16 protein-coding genes are annotated in these 15315 nt (G+C 73.8%); 10 read left to right on the top strand and 6 right to left on the bottom strand.

Going from position 1 to position 15315, the window contains the following annotated elements:
• Positions 1-30: 30 nt before the first annotated feature.
• Together ACZ7LT_RS08805 and ACZ7LT_RS08800 are read right to left on the bottom strand one after the other, a co-directional pair.
• On the bottom strand, positions 31-258 hold the full coding sequence (locus ACZ7LT_RS08805) for a hypothetical protein (protein ID WP_471235285.1): 228 nt from the start codon (positions 256-258) through the stop codon (positions 31-33).
• A gap of 83 nt (positions 259-341) precedes the next feature.
• A complete protein-coding gene (locus ACZ7LT_RS08800; RefSeq protein WP_471235284.1) occupies positions 342-710 on the bottom strand; it encodes a hypothetical protein in 369 nt (122 codons plus the stop codon).
• 219 nt (positions 711-929) lie between these two features.
• On the opposite strand from ACZ7LT_RS08800, the gene ACZ7LT_RS08795 reads away from it, so the two are divergent.
• Positions 930-4760, top strand: a complete 3831-nt coding sequence (locus ACZ7LT_RS08795; RefSeq protein ID WP_471235283.1) for an nSTAND1 domain-containing NTPase — start codon at positions 930-932, stop codon at positions 4758-4760.
• Here the strand turns inward: ACZ7LT_RS08795 and ACZ7LT_RS08790 are convergent, their stop codons facing one another.
• Positions 4761-5570, bottom strand: coding sequence for a maleylpyruvate isomerase family mycothiol-dependent enzyme (locus tag ACZ7LT_RS08790; RefSeq protein ID WP_471235282.1), 810 nt, complete (start codon positions 5568-5570; stop codon positions 4761-4763).
• 84 nt (positions 5571-5654) lie between these two features.
• Here ACZ7LT_RS08790 and ACZ7LT_RS08785 point away from each other — a divergent pair, with 84 nt between their 5' ends.
• Both ACZ7LT_RS08785 and ACZ7LT_RS08780 read left to right on the top strand, forming a co-directional pair.
• A complete protein-coding gene (locus ACZ7LT_RS08785; RefSeq protein WP_471235281.1) occupies positions 5655-6062 on the top strand; it encodes a PadR family transcriptional regulator in 408 nt (135 codons plus the stop codon).
• The gene (locus tag ACZ7LT_RS08780; RefSeq protein ID WP_471235280.1) at positions 6059-6625 is read left to right on the top strand and encodes a hypothetical protein; all 567 of its coding nucleotides are present in this window, start codon (positions 6059-6061) and stop codon (positions 6623-6625) included. Before ACZ7LT_RS08785 ends, ACZ7LT_RS08780 begins: the two co-directional genes overlap by 4 nt.
• Positions 6626-6632: 7 nt before the next feature.
• Here the strand turns inward: ACZ7LT_RS08780 and ACZ7LT_RS08775 are convergent, their stop codons facing one another.
• A complete protein-coding gene (locus ACZ7LT_RS08775) occupies positions 6633-7586 on the bottom strand; it encodes an NADP-dependent oxidoreductase (RefSeq protein WP_471235279.1) in 954 nt (317 codons plus the stop codon).
• A gap of 144 nt (positions 7587-7730) precedes the next feature.
• Between ACZ7LT_RS08775 and ACZ7LT_RS08770 the strand changes: the two genes are divergently transcribed.
• Entirely contained in the window at positions 7731-8732 is a 1002-nt protein-coding gene (locus ACZ7LT_RS08770; protein ID WP_471235278.1) for a GlxA family transcriptional regulator, read from the top strand.
• Here ACZ7LT_RS08770 and ACZ7LT_RS08765 read toward each other — a convergent pair.
• Positions 8719-9573 (bottom strand): DMT family transporter, encoded by an 855-nt coding sequence (locus ACZ7LT_RS08765; RefSeq protein ID WP_471235277.1) that lies wholly within the window; start codon positions 9571-9573, stop codon positions 8719-8721. The genes ACZ7LT_RS08770 and ACZ7LT_RS08765 overlap by 14 nt on opposite strands.
• A gap of 163 nt (positions 9574-9736) precedes the next feature.
• On the opposite strand from ACZ7LT_RS08765, the gene ACZ7LT_RS08760 reads away from it, so the two are divergent.
• Positions 9737-10858 (top strand): AI-2E family transporter, encoded by a 1122-nt coding sequence (locus ACZ7LT_RS08760; protein ID WP_471235276.1) that lies wholly within the window; start codon positions 9737-9739, stop codon positions 10856-10858.
• Between the two features lie 30 nt (positions 10859-10888).
• Here ACZ7LT_RS08760 and ACZ7LT_RS08755 read toward each other — a convergent pair whose 3' ends face one another.
• Positions 10889-11578 (bottom strand): TetR/AcrR family transcriptional regulator C-terminal domain-containing protein, encoded by a 690-nt coding sequence (locus tag ACZ7LT_RS08755; protein WP_471235275.1) that lies wholly within the window; start codon positions 11576-11578, stop codon positions 10889-10891.
• Positions 11579-11670: 92 nt separating this feature from the next.
• Here ACZ7LT_RS08755 and ACZ7LT_RS08750 point away from each other — a divergent pair, with 92 nt between their 5' ends.
• From ACZ7LT_RS08750 to ACZ7LT_RS08730, 5 genes are all read left to right on the top strand, one after another.
• Positions 11671-12657, top strand: coding sequence for an NAD(P)-dependent alcohol dehydrogenase (locus ACZ7LT_RS08750; protein ID WP_471235274.1), 987 nt, complete (start codon positions 11671-11673; stop codon positions 12655-12657).
• An 86-nt stretch (positions 12658-12743) separates the two neighbouring features.
• Positions 12744-12914 carry a hypothetical protein gene (locus tag ACZ7LT_RS08745; protein ID WP_471235273.1) on the top strand — a complete coding sequence of 57 codons (171 nt, stop codon included), beginning with the start codon at positions 12744-12746 and terminating at the stop codon, positions 12912-12914.
• A gap of 79 nt (positions 12915-12993) precedes the next feature.
• On the top strand, positions 12994-13629 hold the full coding sequence (locus ACZ7LT_RS08740) for a metal ABC transporter ATP-binding protein (protein WP_471235272.1): 636 nt from the start codon (positions 12994-12996) through the stop codon (positions 13627-13629).
• A complete protein-coding gene (locus ACZ7LT_RS08735; RefSeq protein WP_471235271.1) occupies positions 13626-14495 on the top strand; it encodes a metal ABC transporter permease in 870 nt (289 codons plus the stop codon). The genes ACZ7LT_RS08740 and ACZ7LT_RS08735 overlap by 4 nt, the downstream gene beginning before the upstream one ends.
• The gene (locus ACZ7LT_RS08730) at positions 14453-15259 is read left to right on the top strand and encodes a metal ABC transporter solute-binding protein, Zn/Mn family (protein WP_471235270.1); all 807 of its coding nucleotides are present in this window, start codon (positions 14453-14455) and stop codon (positions 15257-15259) included. Before ACZ7LT_RS08735 ends, ACZ7LT_RS08730 begins: the two co-directional genes overlap by 43 nt.
• Positions 15260-15315 lie beyond the last annotated feature (56 nt).

Genomic DNA, 15315 nt, shown 5'->3' with positions numbered 1-15315 from the left:
CCCGTCCCGTACCGATCGTTGCGCGTCCTGTTACTTTGTTGCCAATTGGTCACATTGGCTCTGGGTCCACCACTTGTCCCAGCAGCGGTACGACAGCTCGAACAGAGCGATGGCCAGCACCATGGGGATCGGCGCGTACATCCCGGACCGCCCCGTGACCATGGTCCAGGCGAACGCCCCCACGCACACGACGAGCCCGAGGGCGCACAGCCACACCTCACCGGCCCGCCACAGGCTCCTCCGACGGTCAGCCTTCACGTCCGTCTCCTTCTCGGTCCACGGCGGGGGCGGGCCCCAGCTGATACCCCCGTGATCCACCAGGGCCCGCGCGCCGCGCTCGGTCAGAGGCCGCCGGCGTAGCCGTCGCAGTAGGTCCAGTTGGCCGGCTGGGACTTGGGCACGTAGCACTTCATGGTGCGCTTCTTGCCGTTCTCCGCCTGGATGCCGGTGATCTTCACGGAGCCCTTGAACCAGTAGCCGGACTTGCCGCTGTAGTCGCCACGCCCGCCGGGCGTGTTGAACCACGGCGTGCACTTGTACTCCCCGCGATGGTTGGTGCCGCAGACCTTCACCTCGTCCGAGTACCGCGTGCTCACCCTGACCTGCTGGCCGTTGCTGCCCGCGTACGAAGCCGTCGTCGATCCCAGGAGGGTCGCTCCCGCCACCGCGAGCGTGGTCGCCGCCATCGCGCCCGTCCGTACGAACCTCATGATCTTCTCCTTCACCGTGTCGGTGTGCGACGTGCCGGTGTGGCCCGTCGGTCACCGATTCCAGCGGGGTTCGGATTGTTCAGCAGCCCTGGTCCGGGGCACTGAACAATCCCGCACGGCCCGCCGGTGGCCCGCCGGTTGGCCGGGAGGGCGCTTGTCCCGGCGCCTTCGCCGTCCGTACCTTGGCCGATCGGACGATGATCGAACACGGGGGGCGGAGTGGGGCGTCGGGAGAAGCCGGTCGATCCGGCCGCAGGGCCGGTACAGCGGTTCGCGTTCGAGTTGCGCAAACTGCGCCAGGAGGCCGGCGGACCCTCCTACCGGTCCATGGCGCAGCGCGCCGGATTCTCCGTCACCGCCCTGTCCCAGGCGGCCGCGGGCGAGAAGCTGCCCTCGCTGGCCGTGACCCTCGCCTACGTGAAGGCGTGCGACGGGGACCGCGCCGACTGGGAGAAGCGCTGGCGCGCCGCCGAACAGGAGGAGGCACGCCGGCCCGCGCCCGAGGCCGACGACGACGCCCAGCCGCCGTACCAAGGCCTGGCCCGCTTCGACCCCGCCGACGAGGACCACTTCTTCGGCCGGGGCCGCCTCACCGACGCACTGGTCGAACACGTCGGCGCCCACCGGATCACCCTCGTCTTCGGCCCCTCCGGCAGCGGCAAGTCCTCGCTGCTGCGGGCGGGACTGATTCCCCGGCTCAGCCGCGCACAGGACGCCGTGCCGCGCCCCGCCGCGCTGCGCGTCCTCACCCCCGGCGCCCGGCCCCTGCGCACCCACCGGCAAGTGTGCACGCCCGCGGAGGGGGTGGGGGACACCTGGTTGATCGTCGACCAGTTCGAGGAGGTGTTCACGCTCTGCCAGGACCCGGACGAACGGGCCGCGTTCATCGACCTGCTGCTGGCGGCCGGTGACCCCGGCAGCCGGCTGCGGGTGGTGCTGGGTGTCCGGGCCGACTTCTACGGCCACTGCCTGGAGCACCGCGGGCTGGCCGCGGCCGTGGCGGACGCCGGTGTTCCGGTCGGCCCGCTGTCCCCGGCCGAGCTGCGCGAGGTCGTGGTCAGGCCCGCTGCCGCCGCGGGCCTGGTCGTCGAACGCACCCTGACCGCGCGGCTGGTGGAGGAGGCCGACGGGGAACCGGGCAGCCTGCCGCTGCTGTCGCACGCCCTGCTGGAGACCTGGCGGCACCGCCGGGGCCGCACACTGACACTGGAGACGTACGAGGCCATCGGCGGGCTCCAGGGTGCGGTGGCCCGTACCGCCGAGGCGGCCTACACCCGGCTGAGCCCGGACCAGGGGGAGCTGGCCCGCCGCATCCTGCTCAGGCTGATCACCCCCGGCGACGGCACCCCCGACACACGCCGCCCCGTCGACCGGGCCGAGGTCGACACCGGCGACGACGCCGCGCTGGTCCTCGACCGGCTGGCCCGGGCGCGGCTGATCACCCTCGACGCGCACACCGTCGACCTGGCCCACGAGGCGCTCATCACCTCCTGGCCCCGGCTGCGCGGCTGGATCGACGCCGACCGCGAGCGGATACGGCTGCACCGCAGCCTGACCGAGGCCGCCCTGGCCTGGGACGAACTGGGCCGGGACCCCGGCGCCCTGTACCGGGGCGCCCGGCTCGCCGCGTCCGAGGACGCCTTCCCCGAGGCGGAGCGCCCCCGGACGCTCACCCCGCTCGAAGGAGCCTTCCTCGCCGCCGCCCTGGCCGCTCGCGACGACGAACGCCGCGCGGCGGCCCGTACCGCCCGGCGGCTGCGGACGTTCGCCGTGTCGGTGTCCGTCCTGCTCGTTCTCGCCCTGGTCGCCGGGGTGCTCGCCTGGCAGCAGAACCGCAGCAACGAACGGCTGCTGGTGCAGGCGGAGGCCCGCCGGATCGCCGCGCTCGCCGACGACATGCGCGGCTCGGACCCGCGGACGGCGATGCGGCTGAGTGTGGCCGCGTGGCAGCTGGCGGACCTGCCGGAGACCCGGTCGGCGCTGTACGGGGCGGGGGCGCAGCGGGGGCGGCAGACCCTGCGGATCGCCGGTTCCTCGGCGCCCGACCTGATGCTGAGCGCGGACGGCCGTACGGCCCTGGCCGAGGTCGGTGGCCGGATCGACCGCTGGGACGTCCCCTCGCAGCGCCGTGTCTCCTCCGTCCGCCGTCCCGGGGACGAGGACGCGTCCCCGCTCGCCATCTCACCGGACGGGCGCAGGGCGGTGGCCGGGAAGGACGGAGCGCTGCACGTGTGGGATCTCGTCTCGGGGCGCTCGCTCGGTGAGGCGATTCCGGCGGCCACGGGGGAGTACCCCGGCGACGGCGAGTTCGAGTTCGGCCAGAGCGGCCGGACCCTGGTCGTCTCCAGCCTGGAGGGCGAGGAACCGCAGGAACTGAGACTGAAGGTGTGGGACCTCGCACGCGGGCGTGTGCTGGCGGACCGGCCGATCCCACGCGACTCCGGCGACGGCACGGGCGACAACTGGTCCTACACGCACACCGTCAGCGCGGACGACTCCCTGCTTGCCCTGTGTGTGGCGGGTCGGCCACTCGAACTGTGGGACCTTCGCCACAACCGGCGCCTGTCGGGGGGCTGGGAGAAGGGGGCGGGAACGGCCGGCTGCGATCCGTTCCAGATGGCGCTCGCGCCCGACGGCCGCGGGCTCGCGCTGACCAACGGGACCGGGAGTGTCGTGTGGGACGTCCGCTCCGGGCGGCGGACAGCGACCATCGCGCATCAGAACCTCACCGGCGTCGAGTTCAGCGCGGACGGGAAATTCCTGGTCGCCACCGACGAGAAGGAGATTCTGCTGTGGCGCCTGGGCACGGACGGCCCCGTCTTCCGGCACGCGCTGGGCAACGAGACGGCGGGAGCTTTCCGTATCGACCGGACCGGCCGCACGCTCACCTATCTGACCGGCGCGACCCAGGGCATCGTCCGCACGCTCGACCTCGGACCGACGGTCGGTACGGAGTGGGAGGCGTCGGAGTCGGTACGGGCCGAACTCAGCCCGGACGGACGCCTGCTGGCGACGGTCCGGCACGGCAAGGACCGTAACAGCCTCCGGCTGACGGACGTACGGACCCGTCGGACGGTGGCGGAGCTGCCGACCCGACCGTGCCCCAAGGACCCCGACCCCACCGTGGCCCCGAGCGGGGGCTGCGCCGCGTCGGAGCTCACCGCCTTCAGCCCGGACAGCCGGTACTTCGCCTACGGCGCGATCGGCACCGGGCCGCGCCGCCCGGTCTCCGTCATCGACACCCGGGACCCGCTGCGCGCGACGGTGCTCCCCCTCGCACCCGAACCCGACACCGGCGTCGGGGACATCGGGGACCTCGCGCTGGCCCCCGGCGGGACACGGCTCTACGCGACACGTACGTCGGACGGCGAGCGGATCGAGGTCTGGGACGTCCGGCGCAAGGCAAGAGTGCGCCAACTCGTCGGTTCGCAGTCGAGCATCACCTCGATCGGGTCCGAGGACGGGCGAGCTGTCGCGCTCCGTCCCGACGGGCGTCTGCTCGCCGCCGCGGCCCGGTGGGGTCCCCTGGGCTGGGTCAGCGACCCGGGCAGCCGGCGCGCCGAGCACCCCCTGCTCACCCCGACCCTCACCACGACGATCGCCTTCAGCCCCGACGGGAAGCGCTTGGCCGCGGGTGACACCCAGGGCAACGTCACGCTCTGGGACGGGGAAGTCGCCCGCCGCCTCGCCGAGTTCACCCCCTCGGGCGCCGAGGGCCCGAGCCCGGTGCGGTCGCTCGCGTTCTCCCCGGACGGCACGCTCCTCGCCGCCGGTGACGAGCTGGGTGGCCTGCGGCTGTGGGAGGCCACGGGCTCCGGAGGGCCGCCCCTCGGTTCGCCCCTGAACACCGGCGGCGACGCCGTCCTGTCGCTCGCCTTCTCCGCCGACGGGACCCGGCTGCACGCCGCCGGGGCCCATGTCCCGCTGCTCAGCTACGCCGTGAGGCCGCGGGACATCGCCGCGGAGGTGTCGCGTCGGGCCGGCGGGCCGCTGACCGAGGCGGAGTGGAAGGCGCACGTCCGGGCTCTGCCGTACCGGCGTCCGTCCTGATCAGACCGGCGGGACGAGGGCGAACCAGCGCTCCAGGGCGTCCTTGTCGCCACTGACCTCGAGGGCGCCGGCGGGGACGCGCTGCCAGAGGAAGAGCATCAGATCCGACACCGGCCCGGCGACCTCCACGTCCACCGGGCCGGACGCGCCCGGCGTGTGGCGGACCTCGTCGGCGTCGAAGCGGACCGTCCAGTCGCCCGGCCCGTCCGTACGGTGGAAGCGGTAGCTCTCGCCCGTCCCGGCGGGGGCCGACCGCCAGGCCCGCCGGGCCGGGGCCATCACGTCGAAGGTCTGCACGATCGCGTCCGCCGCGAGGGCCGGGTCGACGGGGGAGGGGGCGCCGGTGACGCCCTCGGCGTCCCAGCGGTGGACGGCCACCTCGATCGTCTGCATGCGCAGCCAGAACGCGACGGTCCGCTCGGCCGACCAGGTCCACACCGGCACGGCCGGGTCGTGGCCGCGGAAGAGCGCTTCCAGGTCCCGGGCGCCCTCCGCGAACCAGTCGGTCAGGGCGGACGGTACGGGGCCGAGGTTCGGCGCCCGCTCCGGGACCGGCCACTCGGCCAGTACGGCCGGATCGTCCGGCAGCCCGTACAGGGAGAGGTCGGTGGCGTCCGGGGCCTCGGTGAGGCGCTCCCGGAGGATGTGGGCGACGTAGCGGTGGACACCGCCGAGGTGGCCGACCAGGTCGGCGACCGACCAGCCCGGGCAGGAGGGGACGGGCGGCGCCGGGGCGCCCGCGGTGGCGGCGCGGTGGACCGCGTCGGTGAACTTCGCCGTCTCGTCGTGGAAGTGCGCGAGGTAGTCCATGGCGGTCAGCCTGCCAGGGCGAGGCCGGGCGAGGAACACGATCTGTCTTGCGGCGCAAGGCAGTTGACGACTATCTTGTACCGCATGACAAAGGAGCTGCCCGACGCCGTCGACCAGCGGCACAGCCAGCTCCTGCGGGGCGTGCTCGACGTCTGCCTGCTGGCCCTGATCGCCGAGCGGCCGCGGTACGGCTTCGAGTTCACCCAGGCGCTCGCCGACAGCGGGCTCGACCTGGTGCGGGAGGGCAGCATCTATCCGCTGCTGTCCCGGCTGGAGCGCGGCGGGCTCATCTCGTCGTACCGCGCCCCGTCCGCCAGCGGAGGCGCCCCGCGGAAGTACTACCGCCTCACCGAGGCGGGCCGCGCCGAACTCGACGGCGGCCGGGCCGCCTGGCACGGCTTCGCCGGAGCCGTCAGCAGTCTCCTGGCCGACGCCCATATGGACACCCACACCGACACCGACATCGCATCCACGGGGGAGAGCACATCGTGACCAACGAGCGGATACTCGCGGTCTGCCGCAGCAACTGGGAGTACCGGGGCATCGACGACGCCTCGGTCCGCGAGATGCTGGAGGAGCTCTCCGCCCACCTGGAGGACGCCGAGGCCGCGGGCCGCACCGCCCAGGACGTCGTCGGCGACGACGTCAAGGCCTTCGCCGCCGCCTGGGCCCGCGCCAGGGCGCCGCTGTCGCGCAGGATCGCGCGCATGGGGGCCATGGCGCTGTTCGTAGTCGGTGTGGTGCTGCTCCTGCGGCATCTGTTCACCTGGAACCTCACCCTGTCCGTGGGCGCGGACGACCTCGCCTTCTGGGCCGTCATCGCGACCTTCACGGTCGTGTGGGAGATCCGGCGCGGCGGGCTCGGCCTCGGCAAGAGCTGGCTGCTCGCGCTCGCCGTCGGCCTGCCCGTCGCGATCCTCACCAGGGCCCTGGGCGGGGAGGAGATCCTCTTCCGCCTGCCGCTGTGGGTCGCGCCGCTGCTGATCCTGCCCGGTCTGCCCTACGCGGTCGCCGACGGGCGGGCCCGCAAGCCCGCCCCCGCCGGGGTGAACTGACCGTCTGTCAGGCCGCCCGGCCGTCCTCGGCGACCGTCAGGACGATCTTGCCGGTGGTGCGGCCGCTCTGGCCCAGCTCATGGGCCTTGGCCACATCCTCCAGCGGCAGCACCGTGTCGACATGGGCCCGCAGCCGCCCCGACGCGACCAGCGCGGCCAGCTCCCGCATCCCGCCCTGGTCGGCCTCCACGATCATGAACGCGGCGCGCAGGCCGAGCGGGGCGGCCTCCTCGGCGAGGGCGGCCTCGGCCGGGGAGGCGAGGGAGACCACGATGCCGCCGGGCCGCAGCGTACGCAGCGACCGGGGCCCGTACTCCCCGCCGATGGTGTCGACGACCACGTCCACGTCCCGCACGGCCTCGGCGAAGTCGGCGGCGCGGTAGTCGACGACCTCGTCGGCGCCCAGGCCCCGGACGAAGTCGTGCTTGGCCGCGCTCGCCGTGCCGATGACATGGGCGCCGCGCGCCTTGGCGATCTGGACGGCGAGATGCCCGACGCCGCCGGCCGCCGCGTGCACCAGCACCCTCTGCCCCTCGCGCAGCTGCGCGGTGTCCACCAGCGCCTGCCAGGCGGTCAGTCCGGCCAGCGGCACGGCGGCCGCCTCGACATGCGTCAGCCCGGCCGGCTTACGGGTCAGGTGCCGGGCCGGCGAGGTCACGTACTCGGCGTACGTCCCGGCCGGCAGCGGCGAGCGCGGCATGCCGAACACCTCGTCGCCGGGCCGGAACATCGTCACGCCGGGCCCGACCTCCTCGACGACACCGGAGACGTCCCAGCCCAGCCGTACCGGCGCCGCGTCCCCGGCCAGACCGCCGGTGGTGCGGTGCCACCAGTCGGTCGGGTTCACACCGGCGGCGTGCACCCGCACCAGCACCTCCGCGGGGCCGGGCGTGGGCCGCTCGGCCTCCACGACCTTGAGCACCTCGGGGCCGCCGAACGTGTCCTGACCGATCGCGCGCATGACGCCGCCTCTCCTGAAGTCCGTGGGAATCCGCCGGTGTTCCGGCGGCGCCGCCGTTCCCCGGCGGCCTCGCGTGATCAAGATTTCCGCAGTCGGCGACGCCCAACGAGTGGCGAGAACGCCATGAGGTGAAAGAATCCGGCCATGCATCGCGTCGTGGTCGTGGCCCTCGAAGGCGTCTACCCCTTCGAACTGAGCATCCCCGTGCGGATTTTCGGCACCGCCGCCGATGCCGGCGGCCAGCCCCTGTACGAGGTCGTCACCTGCAGCCTGGACGGCCGCCCGGTCCGCTCCAGCGCCGACTTCACCATCGGTGTCGAGCACGGCGGCGAGGCGTTCGCCACCGCCGACACGCTTGTCATCCCGCCGTTCACCTGCGGGCCGGACGAGGACCGCGACTGGCTGCCGCCCGCCCTCGGCGACGCCCTGCGCACCCTGCGCCCGGGCACCCGTATCGTCTCGATCTGCACGGCGTCGTACGTCCTGGCCGCCGCGGGTCTCCTCGACGGCCGCCCGGCGACCACGCACTGGAACGAAGCCCCGCACTTCCAGCGCAGCTTCCCCGAGGTGCGGGTGGACGCGAACGTCCTCTTCGTCGACAACGGCGAGGTCCTCACCGCGGCCGGCGTCGTCGCGGGCATCGACCTGTGCCTGCACCTCGTGCGCCGCGACCACGGCAGTGAGATCGCCAACCGGGTCGCCCGGCTCTGTGTCGTACCCCCGCACCGCGACGGCGGGCAGGCCCAGTACATCGAACGGCCCCTGCCACGCGAGACCGTGGCCACCACCACGGCGACCCGGGTGTGGGCCCTCAGGCAGCTGCACCGCCCGCTGTCCCTCGCCGAGCTGGCGGCGCACGCGCGGATGAGCGTACGGACCTTCTCCCGCCGGTTCCGGGAGGAGACCGGCACCACACCGGGGCAGTGGCTGAACCAGCAGCGCGTCGACCACGCGCGGCGCCTGCTGGAGACGACCGATCTGACGGTGGACCGCGTGGCCGCCGCGGCGGGCTTCGGCACCGCGGTCTCGCTGCGCCAGCATCTGGCGGCCACCCTCGGGGTCTCACCCACCGCCTACCGGCAGACGTTCCGCACCCGCGAACGCCCCGAGGCGCCCGCGGCCGCGGGCGCCGTCACGCCGCGCTGACCCCGCCGCGGGCCAGCGCGAACACCCCGAAGACGATCAGCCCGACGCCCAGCAGCTGCGGCAGCAGCCACCACCCCGCCCGCAGATGCTCCTCGAACAGCAGGACGCCCAGGGTGAGGCTCACCGTCGCGTCGCCCAGGGTCAGCGCCGGCTGCGAGGCGACCAGCGGGCCGCCCTGCATGGCGTGTTCGAGCAGCAGCAGCGCCCCGACACCGGTCACACAGAAGGCGTACGTCTGCCACGACGTCAGGAACGCGCCCAGGCCCCCCTCGTCGAGGATGTGCATGGCGGTCTTCATCAAGGCCGCCGTCAGCGCGTAGCAGATCGCGGTGCCCGCACCCAGACACCCGGCGCGGGCGCGACCCGGCGGCCGCCGCAGCCCCATGAACGCCAGCGCCACCACCGCCACCGCACACACCACTAGGGTCGGCACCCACCGGTCCAGCGGCACATGCGTACGGTTCCCGGTCGGCGAGGCGGCCACCAGCGCCACCCCGAGTCCCCCCACCACCGCGGCCACGGCCAGCCACAGCGCCTTCGGCAGCCGCTCGTGGGCCATCAGGGAGGCGATCAGCAGGGCCAGCGGCAGCTCCAGCACGAACAGCGGCTGCACCAGCGACAGCGGCCCGGTCGCCAGGGCAGCCGCCTGCCCGACCCCGGCGGCGATCACCGCGAGGATCCCGGCGAGCCAGACCGGCCGTTTCACCAGATCGAGGACGAGACCCGGCCGGAACGAGTCCGACCGGGGCACGGTGAGCGCGGCGCGCCGCTGGAGCACGGTGGCGAGCGCGTTGCTGAACGCGGCGAACACGGAGAAGAGGACCGGCAGGACGACGCCCATCCTCCGATCCTCACCGCCCCCGCCGGACGGCCGTGCCGCGACACCGGAACGCACCCGCCGGGGCCGCCGTATTCGCCCGTCCGGGCCCGCACGCGGGACCGTCCCGGGCGAACATGGCCGCGCGAGCGTGGTGCGCGGCCCGCCCGGTGGTACGTCGATCGCCATGGAGCCAGGCACGCCGCCCCAGGTCTTCCCGATGCTTCGCACGGCCGCGGCCTACGCGTGGCGCCTGCTCGCCGTCGGGGCGCTCGTCTACGCCGTCTTCGCCCTGCTCGGACGCTTCCACGAGATCGGCGTGGCCGTCTTCCTCGGGCTGGTGATCACGGCGCTGCTGCGCCCGGTCGCCGATGTGGTGGCCCGGGGCCTGCCCCGCCCGCTCGCCGTCGCCGTCACCCTGCTCGGCAGCATCGCGCTCGTGCTCGGCGTGCTCGCGCTGGTCGGCGAGGCGGTGGTGGGGGAGCGGACCACGCTGCTGCGGGAGTTCCGGGTGGGCATCGAGAGAATCGAGAACTGGCTCGAACGGCCGCCGTTCCGGCTCAACCCGGAGGCGCTCTCCGATGTCCAGTCCCGCATCGGACAGTGGCTGTCGAGCCACCGCTCGACGCTGGTAAGCGAGGCGGTGAGCGGCGCGCACCGGCTGGTGACCGTCCTCACCGCGCTGGCCCTCGGGCTGTTCTGTTCGGTCTTCTTCATCCACTCGGGCGACCGGCAGTGGGCCTGGCTGCGGGAGCAGCTGCCGCGGTCCGTACGGGGACGGGTCGAGATCGGGGGACGCGCGGCCTGGCGGACGTTCACCGGCTACACGCACGGCATCGTGCTGGTGGCCGCGACCAACGCGGTGCTCGTCGGGATCGCGCTGTGGCTGCTCGGGGTGCCGCTGGCCGTACCGCTGGCGCTGCTTGAGTTCTTCGCCGCCTTCGTGCCGCTGATCGGCTCACCGGTCGCCCTCGCTGTCGCCGCCGTGGTGGCGCTCGCCGCGCAGGGGCCGTGGGTGGCGGCGATCGTGATCGCGCTGATCGTGGTCATCGGGCAGATCGAAGGCCATCTTCTGCACCCGCTGGTGATGAGCTGGGCCGTGCGGCTCCACCCGCTGGTCGTGGCGATCTCGGTGATCGCCGGGGCGATCGCTGCGGGGGTGGTGGGGGCGGTGGTGGCCGTGCCGCTGGTGTCGGTTTTCTGGGCGGTGCTCACGGCCTTGCGCGAGGCCCGGCGGGTCGGCGGGACCGACGGGGCGAGCGGGCCGAGTGAGCAGGGTGGGCCGAGGGGGCCGAAGGAGCTCGGGTGAGCCGCATCAAGCCCGGTGCGGGGGCGCTGATCAGCCCTGGTGCAGGGAGCGTTCGAGGCCGTCGAGGATCAGATCGAGGCCGAAGGTGAAATCGGAGACGCCGTCGTACGTGCCGTCGACGACCCGGCGGGTCAGCTCGGTCAGGTGGGGGTAGCGGCCGGGCGGGAGCAGGGGGAGATGCTCCTCGGCCACCGCCGCGAACTGGTCCGGCTCGAAGGGGAAGGTGAGCTTCTGGAGCGTGAAGCCGTAGATGTGGCTGTCCATGGCGTTCCAGGCGCGGTCCGCCTGTTCGACCGAGAAGCCGCCCCCGCGCAGGCTGCCGAGGGTCGCGTCGACGTACCGCAGCATCGCGGGACCGACGTTGGGGCGGGACATGAGCAGGGAGCAGGCCCAGGGATGGCGCATGAGCACCTCGTGCGCCGAGACCGCCCGCCGGCGCATGGCCGTCTTCCAGTCGTCGCCGGGTGAGGGCAGATCGATCTCGCCGACGACGAGGTCGACGATCCCGTCGAGTACGGCGTTCTTGTTGGCCACGTGCTTGTAGAGGGACATGGCCTCGACGCCCAGTTCCTGGCCGAGCGCGCGCATGGTGAGCGCGGCCGTGCCGCCGGAGTCGGCCAGCGCGAGAGCGGTGCGCAGGACGCGCTCGGTGCTCAGGGGCGTACGGGCGGCCGCGCCGCCCCGCTGATCGTGCGCTGCCGTCCGGTCCGTCCGGTCCATCCGATCCACGTCCCTTCTTGACTGCTCACCGTCGCGTAGCTTACAACGTAAGCCTGGCTTACGCTGTAAGCCTGGGAGAGAAGAGGCGCGGTATGAAGGCGGTCGTCCAACATGCGTTCGGTTCCCCGGACGCGGTGGCGCTACGGGAGATCGGCACGCCGGTGCCGGCCGCCGGTGAGGTACGGATCCGGGTGCACGCCGCCGCCCTCAACGCCGCCGACCGGATCGTGCTGCGCGGCGAGCCCTACGCCGCCCGCCCGCTCGCGGGCGGCCTGCGCAGGCCACGAGCCGGGTATGTCGTCGGCCGGGACGTGGCGGGCCGCGTCGAGGCGGTCGGCCCGGGGGTGACCGGAGTGCGCGTCGGTGACGAGGTCTACGCCGAAGCGCCGGGCGCCCTCGCCGAGTATGTGTGCGTCGCGACCCGCTTCGTCGCCCCGAAACCGGCCACCCTCACCTTCGAGCAGGCGGCGGCGGTGCCGGTGGCCGCGACCGCCGCCCTGCAAGGGCTCCGGGACCGGGGCCAGGTCCGGCCGGGGCAGCGCGTCCTGGTCAACGGCGCCTCGGGCGGGGTGGGCACCTTCGCCGTACAGATCGCCGCATGGCTCGGCGCCGAGGTCACCGCCGTCTGCCGGGCCGAGCACGCCGGGACGGTCGCCTCCCTCGGCGCCACGCACGTCGTCGACCGCACCACCGCCGACTTCACCGCCACCGGCGAGCGGTACGACGTCGTCTTCGACCTGGTCGGCGACCACCCGCTCCCGGCCCTGCGGCGGGCCCTGGGCCCGGCCGGAACGCTCGTGATGTCCTCCGGCGGCGGAGGACGCTGGCTCGGCCCCGGGCGCCGGATCGCCGCGGCGCTGGCGACCGGCCCCTTCGTGTCCCAGCGCCTGCGCCCCTTCACGGCCGCCCGGAACGCCCGCGACCTGATCGCCCTCAAGGAGCTCGCCGAATCCGGGGCGCTCAGGCCGGTCGTCGACCGCGTCCATCCCTTCGGTGAAGCCGTCGAGGCCGTGCGGCGGTTGGACGCGGGCGGGGCCGCCGGCAAGATCGTCGTCCAGGTGGCGGCCTCGGAGAGCTGACCCCGGCGCCGATATGCGGCATTCATACCTGCGTGCGAATCTTGTGGTAGCCCTTCGCCCGAGATTCACCACAGGGAGGCACCACCGTGGGCAAGAAACAGACCCGGGTGAACCGTGGCGCCCGCACCGGCGGCCATGAGCGCAGTGCCACGGCGGAGACGAAGCAGCAGCCGAAGGCGGCGCCGACCCCGGAGACGGTACGCGCGATCAGGGACCAGCCGGACCACAAGAAGGAGCGGAAGTTCGGCCACAACTGACCGACGAGACTGAACCGACGGGAACCGACCGGCCGCGCCGTCCGACTCCCTCCCCGACACCGGGGAAAGGGAGGCGGGAATGGACGCGCTGGACGTACGGCTGCGCGCGGTCGGCTGCCGTCATGGGCGCGTGGACGCCGTCAGCGGCGTGGACCTCGACGTCCCGGCCGGTCAGCGCCTGGCGCTGACCGGCACCAACGGCTCGGGCAAGACGACGCTCCTACGGGCGCTGCTCGGCCTGCACCGGCACGCCGCCGGGGAGATCCGCGTCGGCGGCCGCGTGGCCCGTACGGCTGCCGACTGGGCCTGGCGCCGACGCGCCTGCGCCTGGGTCCCGCAGAAGCCCGCCGCGGGCCGCTTCCCGCTGCTGGCGGGGGAGTTGCTGGCCAGCAGCGGCGCCCCCGCCGAAGCGCTGGCGGCAGCCGGCAGGCTGGGCGTGGCCCAGCTCGCCGACCGCGCCGTGGGCACCCTCTCCGGCGGCCAGCTGCAACGCACGTACGTGGCCCGCGCGGTCGGGTGCGTCGCCGCCGGGGCCGGGGTCCTCCTCGCCGACGAACCCACCGCCGCCCTCGACTTCACCGGCCAGGAAGAGGCCGCCGACGTCCTGCTGTCGCTGCCCGTCACCCTGATCGTCGTCACCCACGACCGTGCCCTCGCCACCCGCTGCGACCGCGTCGTCGAGATGGCCGCGGGCCGGCTGCGGGAGGCCTCGTGAGCTCCGTCCTCGCGGCCGACCTGGGCCAGCTCCTCCAGCTCGTACCCGTCCAGCGGGCCGGCGCCGCCCTGCTCCTCGCCGCCGTCGGGCTGCCCGTCGTCGGCGTCGTCATTGTCGGCCTCGACATCATGCCGGTCCGGTTCGCGATGATGCACGTGGCCCTGCTCGGCATCGCCGTCGGCCTGCTCACCGGCCTCGACCCGATGCTCTGCGCCCTGCTGGCCTGCGGCCTCGCCGGAGCCGGAGTCGCCCCGCTCGCCCGCAGACCCGACGGCCTGTCCGGGGCGATGGGCCTGCTGATGAGCCTGGCCATCGCCGCCGCGCTGCTCCTGCTCGCCGTGTCCGGGGTCAACGCCTCCGGCGCGTTCGCCCTGCTGTGGGGGTCGATCCTGTCGGTCGGCGCCGCCGACCTGTGGCTGCTCGGCGCACTCGCCGTCGCCGTCCCCGGCCTGTTCTGGTGGCGGCGGCGCGAGGTGGCGCTGCTGCTGTACGACCGCGAGGTCGCCCTCACCTCCGGAGTCGCCGTCGACCGGCTGACCCTGCTCCTCCTCGTCCTGGTCGCGGTCTCGGTGGCGGGCGCGATCAAGCTGACCGGCGCCCTGCTGGTGGACGCGCTGACCCTGCTGCCCGCGCTCGCCGCCCGCCGCCTGGGCACCTCCCTGACCTCGATCACCCTGTGGGCCGTCGCGATCGGGGCCGTCGTCAACGCCGCGGGGTTCCTCGTGGCCCTCACCCTGGACCTGCCCCCCGGCCCGGTCCTCGTCCTGACGGCCGGGGCCGTGGTCCTCGCCGTCCATCTCGTACCCGAACGGAGAATCAGCTCATGGCGCGCAACCGCGTCCGACACCCCCTCCTCCTCGCACTGACCGCGGGACTCGCGCTCACCCTCACCACCACCGGCTGCGCCGCCTCGGACGACGACGCCGGCGACGGCGCGGCGAAGCGCCCGGCCGGCAAGCCCCGGGTCGTGGCCACCACCACCTGGGAGGGCGCCTTCGCCAAGGCGGCCGGGGCCGAGGACGTCACGGTCATCGTGCCGCAGTCGGTGCACCACGCCCCCGACTACGACCCCAAGCCCTCCGACCTGGCGGCCGTCGCCGAGGCCGACTTCGTGCTCTACGCGCCCTTCGAGCCGTACGCCGAGAAGATCAAGGAGGCGGCCGGCTCCAAAGCGAAGCTGATCGAGGTCGGCCTCGACAACGACGCCGGCAAGGTCAACGCCGAAGTCACCCGGCTCGGCAAGGAGTTCGGCACCGAGGACGCCGCCACCCGGTGGAAGAAGACCTTCTCCGCCGAGTACACCAAGCTCCAGGGCGAGCTGAAGGCCGCCTGGCCCGGCGGCACCGCACCCACCGCCGTCGCCCAGGTCTTCACCGCCTGGACGGCGAAGCTCGCGGGCGCGAACATCGTCGGCACGTACGGCCCCGAAGAGGTCACCGCCCAGCAGCTGGCCGACCTGTCGGCGAAGAAGCCCGCCCTCGTCCTGGACAACGCCCACATGTCCACCGGCACCACGCTGCCGGGCGCCACCGCCCGCCAGGTGAAGATCGTCAACTACCCCGGCAAGGACCTCGACCTGCTCACCGTCTACCGCGACGCGGCGACGGCCGTGAAGAAGGCGATGGCGTAACCGCCTGCGCCGCCAGCCAAAAGGGGGGGTGCGCCGGGGCTCCCGGGCGCACCCCC

This window comes from Streptomyces sp. NPDC039465 (assembly GCF_055639315.1).
The sequence above is the reverse complement of the archived record's forward strand: the minus strand, read 5'-3'. Positions and strand labels throughout refer to the sequence as shown.

Coding starts and splice junctions, on each gene's coding strand:
- ACZ7LT_RS08800 (WP_471235284.1), bottom strand. CDS start 710: ATGAGGTTCGTACGGACGGGCGCGATGGCGGCGACCACGCTCGCGGTG.
- ACZ7LT_RS08790 (WP_471235282.1), bottom strand. CDS start 5,570: ATGGACTACCTCGCGCACTTCCACGACGAGACGGCGAAGTTCACCGAC.
- ACZ7LT_RS08785 (WP_471235281.1), top strand. CDS start 5,655: ATGACAAAGGAGCTGCCCGACGCCGTCGACCAGCGGCACAGCCAGCTC.
- ACZ7LT_RS08775 (WP_471235279.1), bottom strand. CDS start 7,586: ATGCGCGCGATCGGTCAGGACACGTTCGGCGGCCCCGAGGTGCTCAAG.
- ACZ7LT_RS08770 (WP_471235278.1), top strand. CDS start 7,731: ATGCATCGCGTCGTGGTCGTGGCCCTCGAAGGCGTCTACCCCTTCGAA.
- ACZ7LT_RS08765 (WP_471235277.1), bottom strand. CDS start 9,573: ATGGGCGTCGTCCTGCCGGTCCTCTTCTCCGTGTTCGCCGCGTTCAGC.
- ACZ7LT_RS08760 (WP_471235276.1), top strand. CDS start 9,737: ATGGAGCCAGGCACGCCGCCCCAGGTCTTCCCGATGCTTCGCACGGCC.
- ACZ7LT_RS08755 (WP_471235275.1), bottom strand. CDS start 11,578: ATGGACCGGACGGACCGGACGGCAGCGCACGATCAGCGGGGCGGCGCG.
- ACZ7LT_RS08750 (WP_471235274.1), top strand. CDS start 11,671: ATGAAGGCGGTCGTCCAACATGCGTTCGGTTCCCCGGACGCGGTGGCG.
- ACZ7LT_RS08740 (WP_471235272.1), top strand. CDS start 12,994: ATGGACGCGCTGGACGTACGGCTGCGCGCGGTCGGCTGCCGTCATGGG.
- ACZ7LT_RS08730 (WP_471235270.1), top strand. CDS start 14,453: ATGGCGCGCAACCGCGTCCGACACCCCCTCCTCCTCGCACTGACCGCG.